This is a genomic window from Mesorhizobium sanjuanii, assembly GCF_002529485.1.
Taxonomy (GTDB): Bacteria; Pseudomonadota; Alphaproteobacteria; order Rhizobiales; family Rhizobiaceae; genus Mesorhizobium; species Mesorhizobium sanjuanii.
In genome coordinates this window covers 1-9,469 of sequence record NZ_NWQG01000280.1, presented here as the reverse complement: position 1 = coordinate 9,469, position 9,469 = coordinate 1, and the positions used below count along the sequence as shown (strand labels likewise).

The window sequence follows — 9,469 nt, the reverse complement described above, 5'->3', positions numbered from 1 at the left end:
ATCTTGACTTGGCCGAAGTCGCTCTCTAATTAAGATATATCGCAAGACATATCTTAGGAGAAAAAACGATGCATAAACATGATCATTTCGGGCATCCTCATTTCGATGCGCATCCTCTGCGCGCCTTCATGCACATGGCCGGCAGGTTCGGCGGTCGTGGCGGCGGTTTTGGCCCGTTCGGGCATGGCGGCCGTGGCGGCGGACGTGGCGGGCCGGGCGACATGTTCCGAGCCGGGCGCATGCTGGCCGACGGCGATCTCAAGCTGATCACGCTGTCGCTCTTGGCCGAGGCGCCACGCCACGGCTATGACATCATCAAGGCGCTGGAGGAGCGCACCAGCGGCGTCTACAGCCCAAGCCCCGGCGTGGTCTATCCGACGCTGACCTTTCTGGAAGAGGCCGGCTATGCCGTCTCATCGGCGGAAGGCAACAAGAAGGTGTTCTCGATCACCGAGGCGGGGCAGGCGCATCTCGAAGAAAACCGCGAGATGATCGACAACGTGCTCGAGCATCTCGAGCGTTTCGGCCGCAAGATGGCCAAGGCGCGCGACTGGTTCGGCTGGAACGACGACGGCGAGGAAGGCGGGCGGCGTGGCCGCGGCCGTTCGGAAAAGCGCGATGAGTTTCGTGCCGTGCGCCACCGGCTGCGCGCGGCGCTCAGCGATATCGTCGATGCCTCTGAAGAGAAACAGGCCCAGGCGATGAGCATTCTGGTAGACACCGCCGAAGCGCTTGAGGCACTGTCGCGCCGCTGACCTCCAACCACATCGGCCCGAAAATCGGAATCGATTTTTGCTTCGCTGACCTTCGGTTCGGAAAGCACGATGGGTAGATACAAAGTGTTAGAGCGTACTTTGTGCGTCCAAGTGGACGCACGTCGCTCTAATGTGGCCCTTGCCGGCCCGGTCAAGGACCGGTAGTGAAAATCACTCTGCGCCGCGCTATGTGGTGCAGGGTGATTGCCGTTGGAGGATACCCCCATGTCTTTTCTGAAGCGTCTTTTCGGCGGTGGTGACGGCGGTGACGCGGGCGAACCCAAGAGCGGCGCGCCGGCCAAGCAGATCGAGCACAAGGGATTCCTGATCAGCGCCACGCCCTACAAGGCGGATGGCCAGTACCAGACCTGCGGCGTGGTTTCGAAAGAGATCGACGGTGTGCTGAAGGAGCATAAATTCATTCGCGCCGACCGCTTCGCCGGACTGGACGACGCCGTCGACATCTCGATCAAGAAGGGCATGCAACTGGTCGACGAGCAGGGCGAGAAGATGTTCGGCTGATACAGCAAGGTCCCATCAGAAAGCGACCTTGTCGCCGCCCTTGAGCTGCAGGATCTGTCGTGCCTCGTCGGGCGTGGCGACCGAGGCGCCGAGCCCCTCGATGATCTGGCGGACCTTCCTTACCTGATCGGCGTTGGATTTCGCCAATTGCCCCTTGCCGATCCACAGCGAGTCCTCGAGCCCGACACGGACATTGCCGCCGAGCGCAATGGCCTGCGCGGCGATGGGAAGCTGATTGCGACCGGCGCCGAGGACCGACCAATGATAGTCGTTACCGAACAGGCGGTCAGCCGTGCGCTTCATATGCGCCACATCTTCCGGATGAGCGCCGATGCCGCCAAGGATACCAAAGACGCTCTGCACGAAGAAAGGCGCCTTCACCAGGCCGCGCTCGACGAAATGGGCAAGTGTGTAGAGATGGCCGATATCGTAGCACTCGATTTCGAAGCGGGTGCCGTTTGCCGCGCAGGTGCGCAGGATATGCTCGATGTCGCCGAAAGTGTTGCGGAAGATGCGGTCGCGCGAGCCTTCGAGATAGGGCCGCTCCCAGTCGTGCTGGAATGTCTTGAACCGCTCCAGCATCGGAAAGAGGCCGAAATTCATCGACCCCATGTTCAGCGAGGCGACTTCCGGGGCGAAGGTCGCGGCCGGCTTTACCCGCTCCTCGACGGTCATGGTCGCGGCGCCGCCGGTGGTGATGTTGACCACGCAGTCGGTGCTTTGCTTGATCACTTGCAGAAAAGGCGCAAACGCTTCCGTCGATTGATCGGGCCGGCCATCGACGGGATTGCGCGCGTGAAGATGGACAATGGCGGCGCCGGCTTGTGCCGCCTCGATCGCGGCCTGCGCGATTTCCTGCGCGGTCACCGGCAGATGAGGCGACATTGACGGCGTGTGGATCGAGCCCGTTACCGCACAGGTGATGATGATCTTGCTTTGGTTGGCCACGTCTCGAATTCCTTGCCCTGTTTGACGGCGCTCTGTTTGACCGCGCCCTATTTGACTGCACCGTGGGTGATACCCGATATGAACTGCTTCGACAGCACCACGTAAAGCAGGGTTATCGGCAGCGCCGCTAGTGTCAGTCCGGTAAACAGGACGCCCCAGTCGGTGGTGAACTCGCCGACGAAGACCGTCAGCCCCTGTGGCAGCGTCTTCAAATTGTCGGAGGTGATCAGCACCAACGGGAAAAAGAAGTCGTTCCAGATCGGGACAGCGTTCTGGATCGCCACGATCACCAGGGCCGGCCGCGCCAGCGGCAGCATGATCGAGTGCATGATGCGCAATTCGCTGGCACCGTCCATCCGCGCCGATTCCTCGAGTTCACGCGGCAAGGTGCGCAGGAAGCCGGTCATGATGAAGACGGCCGATGGGATACCCATCGCGACATAGACCAGCACGAGGCCGAGATAGCTGTCGACCAGCCCGAGCGAATCCAGCTGGATGAACAGCGGAATGATCGCGAGCTTCAGCGGCACGGTCATGCCGCTGAGGAAGAACATCAGCACCAGTGCGCTCAATTTGAAGCGGTAGCGGGCGAGCGCGTATGCGGCCATGGTGCTGAACAGCAGGATCAGCGCGACCGCCGCGGTGGTGATGCCGACGGAATTGGCGAGATAGCGAACGAAATTGGTTTCGTTCCAGACGCGCTCGGCATTGGTCAGCGAGAAGCTGGCCGGCAAGGCGAATGGGGAGGAGAAGATCTCCGCATTCGTCTTGAACGACGAGATCACCATGACGAACAGCGGATAGACCATGATGACGGCATTGAGCGCCAGCAGGAGCTGGATGGCGCCATTCTTGAACAGCTCGCCGCGCTCTTTCATGGGATAGCCCTGGCTGCGGCACCCACGGCGTGGTTCACAGCTCGATCTCGCGGCGGCGCAGATAGCGAAGCGCGATTGCCGTCACGCCGGCGACGATGATGAACATCATGACCGCGAGCGCGCTGCCTTGGCCGAAATCCTGGATGCCGCTCGTCGTGCTGCCGAAAGCGGTGCGGTAGAAATAGAGGCCGAGGACATCCGTTGCGCCGCCCGGAGAGCCGGTCAGGCCAGCCATGACGTAAGGGATCTCGAACCAGTTGAAACTGCCGATGAAGGTCAGGATGGTGACGATGGTGACACTCGGCGCGATCAGCGGCCAGACGATCTTGGTCATCAGCACATAGTCGCCGGCGCCGTCGAGGCGGGCCGCCTCGATCACGTCCTTGCTGATCCGCTGCATGCCGGCCAACAGCACCAGCGTCGGGAAGCCGAGCCAGTGCCAGATGTTGGCAAAGAGGACGCTGCCCAGGGCGGTCGATTCATTGCCCAGCCACGGTATGGCGCCAAAGCCGACCAGCGCCAGCGCCTGGTTCACCAGCCCGAACAACGGGTGCAGGAACAGCTTCCAGAGAAAGCCGACGATGACCGCCGAGAGAACGACCGGAAGAAAGACGATGACCTGATGCACGCGATGCCCGGGCAACGCCTTCAGAAGCGCGAAAGCGATGAGGAAGGCGGTGCCGTTCTCAAAAACCATCAGGGCGAAGAAGGCGATGACATTGTGCTTGAGCGCATTGTAGGTCCAGTCGCTGAACGGCTTCTCGAACAGGACCTGGCGGAAATTCTCCAGGCCGATGAAGCCGGTCGGCCGCAATCCGTTGAATTCATAGAACGCAAAGCGGAAGGCCGACAGCAACGGCCACAGCACGAACAGCATCATCACCACGAGCGCCGGCGCCAGCAGAAAGGCGATCCAGAGCGACCGGCGCCACGGGAAAGGTCTTGCGGTGCGGCGCCGGCCTGATGTCATCCTTATTTGCCCTGGAACGGCGTGTACCATTTGGCCAAGCCGTCGGTCAGATCAGCCGCCAGCTGCTCCGGCGTGATTGAGCCGGACATCATCTTGGTGATGTCGCCCTGCAGCAATTCCGAGCCGGTCGGCTTCTGGAAGCGGAAATACACCACATTGATATGGGGCATCGCGGTTTCGTTCAACTTGGCGACATGCGCCAGCAATTCGTCCTTGATGACGACGCCCTTGATCGGCGAGATGTTGCCGAGCAGGGCTGAGAACTTGTCGCCGAACTCCTTGGTGCCCATCCAGTTGACCAGCTTGAGCGCGGCTTCCTTGTTCGGCGATTTGGCGTTCACCGCATAGCCGCCGTCGAAGAATTTGGTCACTTGCGGCACGTCGCCGGCCTTTGCCATCGGCGGGGCGATGAAGTCCATGTTGATGGCCGGGTTCTGCGCCCGGTAGGTGGCGATATCGAAGCTGCCTCCGGCCAGCATTGCCGCCTTGCCGCTGAGGAACAGCTGGCCGGCGGTCGTGTAGTCCACGCCTTCGAAGCCGTCGGGCATATAATCGCGCAGTTCCAGCAGCTTGCCGAGTGCGGCGACATAGCGTGGATCCTTGAACGTGGTCTTGCCGGTCGTCAGATCGGTGACGAAGCCCTGGCCGAGGAAGGGGTTGGTGAAGATGGCGACGAACATCTCGTTGAACCAGCTCGTGCCCAGCCCGTTCGCCAGGGGATAGATGCCCTTCTCCTTCAGCGCCTTGCTGACGGTGATGAATTCATCCCATGTCGTCGGCGGGGTCAGGCCGGCCTTGGCGAAAACGTCCTTGTTGATGAACAGGCCGAGCGTCTGCGACGCGAAGGGCAGGGAATAGACCTTCTTGTTGGCCCGATAAGTGCCGGAGATCAATGCATCGGCAGGCTGGTTGGCGAGCGAAGGCACGGTCTTTTCGTCCTGCGGCTCGAAATAGCCGGCCTTCACGAATTGCTCGAGCCAGCCATAGGCATGGGTGTGGATCACGTCGCCGCCCTTGCCCGCGGCCAAAGCCGTAGAGACGATGGTCGGGTAGTTCTCGTCGGGGAAGGATTCGAACTTCACATGGATGTCCGGATTGAGCTTGGTGAAGTCGGCAAAGAGCTCGTTGTAGGCCGCCTTGTCCTCCTGGCGCCATGTCCAGAATGAAATGTCGGTAGCGCGCGCGGCGCTGGCTGCGAGACCCCACGCGAAAGACGCGGCCAGAAACGTCAGACCAATCCTTCTCCTGCTCATTTCCCAATCTCCCTGTGCGCCGAATGCGCTTCACGTCGATTATCAAATCATAGTTCTTGCCGTCTGGAAAGATAGTTTGTAAAGTTTCCTAACTAAAGTGATTTGTGAGCGAAACGCCTGTTTCGTTCGGCTCGACGGTGGATATTGGTGACCCAGAAAATCATTGCAGGCGTGGATATCGGCGGCACCAAGACGCGGGTGATGGCGTGCCGCGACGGCCGGACGATCGTCGACGAGGTGCTGGTGACGGAGAGCTGGCGTATCCGGCAAATAGAAGCGGACGCCGAGAGGCTGGTCTCGATCATTGCCGACCTTTGTGAGGGTGTCGCGTCTGCCGCTCTGGCAGTCGGCGCCCATGGCTGCGACACGGACGAACAATGCCAGCACTTCCAGACGCTGCTTTCGGCCAGGACGGGCGGAAGGGTGCAAGTGGTGAACGATGCGGAGCTGATGGTTCCCGCCGCCGGTTATGTCGACGGCATCGGTGTTGTCGCCGGTACCGGATCGATCGCGGTGGCACGGACGCAAGAGGGTAAGATGCTGGCCGCCGGAGGCTGGGGATGGATCCTCGGCGACGAGGGCAGCGCGGCGGCGCTGGTGCGCGAGGCAGCCAGGGCGGTACGCGGCGCGCTCGATCGCGGCTTGCATGGCGACCCGCTGATCGACGCGCTGATGCGCGAGCTCGACACGGACGATCAGACGAAGCTTGGCATCCTGCTCAACGAGACACGCGGCGCGGCAGTATGGGGCCGTTACGCCAATGCTGTTTTCGATGCCGCGGCCGCCGGGTCGCCACTGGCGACCCGCGTCATCGCCGAGGGTGGTGCGGCACTCGCCGCGCTTGTCGAAGTGCTGATCGAACGCGGTGCGAATGCCTCGCTTGTCGTGGCCGGCGGCGGGGTGATCGCCGAACAGCCCATGCTGATGAAGGCGTTCGTGGAGGCGATGGCGAGGGTGGCGCCCGCAAGCCGGGTCGTGCTGCTGCGAGAACCGCCAGTGATCGGCGCCATGGCGCTCGCCAAGCGCCTGTTCGCCGATCAATACCCGTCTTCCCGAATTGGAGCATGAATGATGAAGCGTATCGGCTACAAGGCAGCGGTGGCGCGCCAGGTTGAGAGTCTGGATACAGGAATACAGGCGGTGGCCGGTGCCCTCGATGCCCTGGATATCTCTGCTTATGCCGGCAAGACAATAGGGCTTGCCGGCATCGGCGCCAGCTATCAGGCCGCGCTTGCCGGCGCAGCCTATCTGCGCGCGTTCGGCAGAACGGCGTTTGCCTATTCGCCGACCGACCTCTACGGCAGGACGAGCGCGGCCGCTGACGCCTTCATTGCGCTGTCGGCTTCCGGGCAAAGCCGCGAGATCGCCGATGTCATGCAGGAGGCAGCCGCTTATCCCCGCCTCGCCATCTGCCGGGGTGCCGACAATCCGCTGGCCGCGATCACCGGCGCGGTGATTGCCATGGCGTCGGGCGCCGACAATGGAGCCAGCTCGACCGGCTACACCGGAACATTGCTGGCGCTCGGCATGCTGATCGACCGGATTGCCGGCAGCAGGCCGGCCTTCGATTGGACGCTTCTGCCACCGGCGGTGGTCGCCGTGCTGACCAACGCTGGTGGTTCCGCCGGACAGGCCGCGCGCCTGCTGGAAGGTCGAACCTCGATCGATATAGTGGGTGCCGGCATCGGTTTTGCGAATGCCGGCGAGGCGGCGATGCTGATCCGCGAGGCCGTGCGGGTTTCCGCCTCCGGCTGGGACACGCTGAACTATTTGCACGGGCCGATGGAATCGCAGGATGCGAACACCGGCCTTGTCGTCTTTGGCGAAGGCCGCGAAGTCCAGATAGCCCAGGATGTCGCTGCCTTCGGTTGTCCGTCAGTGTTGATAACGCAGCGGAAGGACATCGCGTCGACCGACAAGCTCGCCGTGATCTCCCTCCCGGCGCTTGGCAACGACATGGCGGGTGGCATCCTGGCGATCATCGCGCTGCAGGCCATCGTCGGCGACATGCAGGATGCCGCTGGCCTGACTGACATAACCTTCCGCTACCGGCAGACCGACACCAAGCTCAAACCGTGGTCGCCGACGGAGCTCTAGAATTCTCGACTGCGTTCGCAGAAATTGCCAAACCGCCCCACAATGGGTGCTCGTGGTTTGATTCGTGACATGGGGCTTTCGCTCGAACGGCATTTCAGGGTGGGTTGGAAACCACATATGGCTGCACCGGAAATTCCCGGCCTGACTGAGAGCGCCCGCGCCGTCTTGCGCTTGCTCGCTTCGCATGGACCGGTCACACGGCCCAAGCTTGGCGCCATGCTCGACCTGTCGAAGCCGACAATGTCGGCGGCGGTCTCGGAACTCAGTGCGCTGGGGCTGGTCGCGTCACGCGGGGTCGAGCGCGGCGCCATCGGGCGCACCGCCACGATCTATGGCATCGGGCCGGGCGCCGGATGCGTGATCGGCATTGACGTCGGCGCGGCACAGGTGCGCGCGGTCGCCTATTCGATGGATGCCCGGCCGCTGGCAGCAGCGGAAGAGATGATCCAGGACAATGGAGGGACAGATTCCGACGATATCGGTGCCATCATCCTGTCGGTGGCGCGATCGATCCTGGCAAAGGTCGGCAAGAGCTTTCGCGTCCTGCGCAGCGTCGCGGTCGCCGTGCCGCGCATCGTGTCCGCCAGCCGCCTCGGCACGGATCATGCTCCGGACGCCGTTCTTCGAGGCCTTCGTCGTCATTTCCCGGTGCCGATCATCCTCGAAAACAACGTCAATTGCGCGGCCATTGGCGAAATGCATTTCGGCGCCGCTCAGGGCCATCAGACATTTGCCTTTCTGCAGATCGGCGTGCGGGTCGGTCTTGGCTTCATGAGCGAAGGCCGGTTGTTCCGCGGGGCGGGCGGTGCGGCCGGGGAAGTTGGCCGCATGCCGTTTCCCTGGTCGCCCAGCGAGATCCCTTATCGCGAAGGGCTGGAGCATTATCTCGGCTCCAAGGCGCTTGTTGCCCGTTGCCGGCAAGGCTGGCCGGCCGATCACGGCGAGCCGCCCGGTTCGGCCAAGGAGTTGTTCGGGCGAGCCATGGCCGGCTCGGCACCGGCCATTGACATGGTGGCGCGCCACGCCGCCGATATCGGCCGGTTGGCGGCCGGGTGCATAGGCGTGCTTGACCCGGGCCTGATCGTACTTGGCGGTGGTGTCGGCCGGAATGCACTGATGACCGCCGAGGTCGAGCGCGTCGCCGGCGACCTCGCCTGGCCGACACGGATCGCGGTCAGTTCACTGGAGGATGGCGGAACAGCACTTGGCGCGATGAAACTCGCGCTCGATTACAGCCTCGGACTGCTCCTGCGCGAGGATCGCCATCCGGCTGTGGTGTTGCCGCCGTTGTAGGCGGGCGAGCAAAAAAGGCAGGCGCTGGGCGCCTGCCTTTTGGATTCGATGACTGATGGCTGATGCTTTATGCCGCCGCAGCGACACGCTCGCTTGTGGCCGTGACCACCGCATCGACCTTTGCTGTCGCCTTGGCCAGAGCGGCCTCGACTGCGTCAGGCCCCATGCCGACGCCTTCGATGCGGATGACGTCGACGTCGGTCATGCCGATGAAGCCGAGCACGCTGCGCAGATAGGGAATCGCGTGGTCCAACTGCACGGCCGCGCCTTCCGAATAGATGCCGCCCGAGGCGAGGACGATATAGACCTTCTTGCCGGTGACGAGGCCTTTCGGGCCATTCTCGCCATAGGAGAAGGTCTTGCCGGAACGGGCGATGTGATCGACCCAGGACTTCAGCGTCGACGAGATGTTGAAGTTGATGAAGCCGGTGGCCAGGATGATGGTGTCGGCGGCGAACAGTTCTTCGAGCGCGGCGTCGGAAACGCCGACGACTTCCGCCTGCCGCTGGGTACGGGCTTCGACGGGTGTGTAGATGCCGGTCGAATAGTCGGCATCGATATGCGGCAGCGGGTTGGCGACCAGGTCGCGCACGACAAGCGTGTTCGACGGGTCGGCGGCGACAAGCTTTTCCGCGAATTCGGTTGCAATGCGGGTCGAGTGCGAGGCAGCGCCGCGCGGGCTCGATGTGACGAGAAGGATGGACATGTTGGGCTCTCCAGGGGTGAAATAATTTGTCCCGCCGGATATGGGGC

General features: G+C 62.6%; 10 protein-coding genes. 5 read left to right on the top strand and 5 right to left on the bottom strand.

Annotation, left to right across the window (positions count from 1 at the left end):
• Positions 1–68: 68 nt before the first annotated feature.
• Both CN311_RS30855 and CN311_RS30850 read left to right on the top strand, forming a co-directional pair.
• Positions 69–755, top strand: coding sequence for a PadR family transcriptional regulator (locus CN311_RS30855; protein WP_097577361.1), 687 nt, complete (start codon positions 69–71; stop codon positions 753–755).
• A gap of 225 nt (positions 756–980) precedes the next feature.
• Positions 981–1,277: an HlyU family transcriptional regulator gene (locus tag CN311_RS30850; protein ID WP_097577360.1), complete on the top strand. Its 297-nt coding sequence runs from the start codon at positions 981–983 to the stop codon at positions 1,275–1,277.
• Positions 1,278–1,292: 15 nt separating this feature from the next.
• On the opposite strand, the gene kce is transcribed toward CN311_RS30850, so the two are convergent.
• Genes kce through CN311_RS30830 form a run of 4 tightly spaced genes read right to left on the bottom strand, consistent with a single transcriptional unit; the run spans position 1,293 to position 5,326 of the window.
• Positions 1,293–2,225, bottom strand: a complete 933-nt coding sequence (kce, locus tag CN311_RS30845; protein WP_097577359.1) for a 3,5-dioxohexanoate:acetyl-CoA acetone transferase — start codon at positions 2,223–2,225, stop codon at positions 1,293–1,295.
• Between the two features lie 47 nt (positions 2,226–2,272).
• Entirely contained in the window at positions 2,273–3,103 is an 831-nt protein-coding gene (locus tag CN311_RS30840) for a carbohydrate ABC transporter permease (RefSeq protein ID WP_097577358.1), read from the bottom strand.
• Positions 3,104–3,137: 34 nt separating this feature from the next.
• Positions 3,138–4,073, bottom strand: a complete 936-nt coding sequence (locus tag CN311_RS30835) for a carbohydrate ABC transporter permease (RefSeq protein WP_097577357.1) — start codon at positions 4,071–4,073, stop codon at positions 3,138–3,140.
• Positions 4,074–4,075: 2 nt separating this feature from the next.
• A complete protein-coding gene (locus tag CN311_RS30830) occupies positions 4,076–5,326 on the bottom strand; it encodes a sugar ABC transporter substrate-binding protein (RefSeq protein ID WP_097577356.1) in 1,251 nt (416 codons plus the stop codon).
• Positions 5,327–5,473: 147 nt separating this feature from the next.
• Between CN311_RS30830 and CN311_RS30825 the strand changes: the two genes are divergently transcribed.
• From CN311_RS30825 to CN311_RS30815, 3 genes are all read left to right on the top strand, one after another.
• Entirely contained in the window at positions 5,474–6,394 is a 921-nt protein-coding gene (locus CN311_RS30825) for a BadF/BadG/BcrA/BcrD ATPase family protein (RefSeq protein WP_245440997.1), read from the top strand.
• Entirely contained in the window at positions 6,395–7,423 is a 1,029-nt protein-coding gene (locus CN311_RS30820) for an SIS domain-containing protein (RefSeq protein ID WP_097577355.1), read from the top strand.
• 117 nt (positions 7,424–7,540) lie between these two features.
• Positions 7,541–8,716 carry an ROK family transcriptional regulator gene (locus tag CN311_RS30815; protein ID WP_097577354.1) on the top strand — a complete coding sequence of 392 codons (1,176 nt, stop codon included), beginning with the start codon at positions 7,541–7,543 and terminating at the stop codon, positions 8,714–8,716.
• A gap of 67 nt (positions 8,717–8,783) precedes the next feature.
• On the opposite strand, the gene CN311_RS30810 is transcribed toward CN311_RS30815, so the two are convergent.
• Positions 8,784–9,422 carry an FMN-dependent NADH-azoreductase gene (locus CN311_RS30810; protein WP_097577353.1) on the bottom strand — a complete coding sequence of 213 codons (639 nt, stop codon included), beginning with the start codon at positions 9,420–9,422 and terminating at the stop codon, positions 8,784–8,786.
• Positions 9,423–9,469 lie beyond the last annotated feature (47 nt).

What these genes read in the sequence shown, in the direction of transcription:
- CN311_RS30815 (WP_097577354.1), top strand. Translation starts at nt 7,541, where the DNA reads ATGGCTGCACCGGAAATTCCCGGCCTGACTGAGAGCGCCCGCGCCGTC.
- CN311_RS30840 (WP_097577358.1), bottom strand. Translation starts at nt 3,103, where the DNA reads ATGAAAGAGCGCGGCGAGCTGTTCAAGAATGGCGCCATCCAGCTCCTG.
- CN311_RS30855 (WP_097577361.1), top strand. Translation starts at nt 69, where the DNA reads ATGCATAAACATGATCATTTCGGGCATCCTCATTTCGATGCGCATCCT.
- CN311_RS30810 (WP_097577353.1), bottom strand. Translation starts at nt 9,422, where the DNA reads ATGTCCATCCTTCTCGTCACATCGAGCCCGCGCGGCGCTGCCTCGCAC.
- CN311_RS30830 (WP_097577356.1), bottom strand. Translation starts at nt 5,326, where the DNA reads ATGAGCAGGAGAAGGATTGGTCTGACGTTTCTGGCCGCGTCTTTCGCG.
- CN311_RS30850 (WP_097577360.1), top strand. Translation starts at nt 981, where the DNA reads ATGTCTTTTCTGAAGCGTCTTTTCGGCGGTGGTGACGGCGGTGACGCG.
- CN311_RS30820 (WP_097577355.1), top strand. Translation starts at nt 6,395, where the DNA reads ATGATGAAGCGTATCGGCTACAAGGCAGCGGTGGCGCGCCAGGTTGAG.
- CN311_RS30835 (WP_097577357.1), bottom strand. Translation starts at nt 4,073, where the DNA reads ATGACATCAGGCCGGCGCCGCACCGCAAGACCTTTCCCGTGGCGCCGG.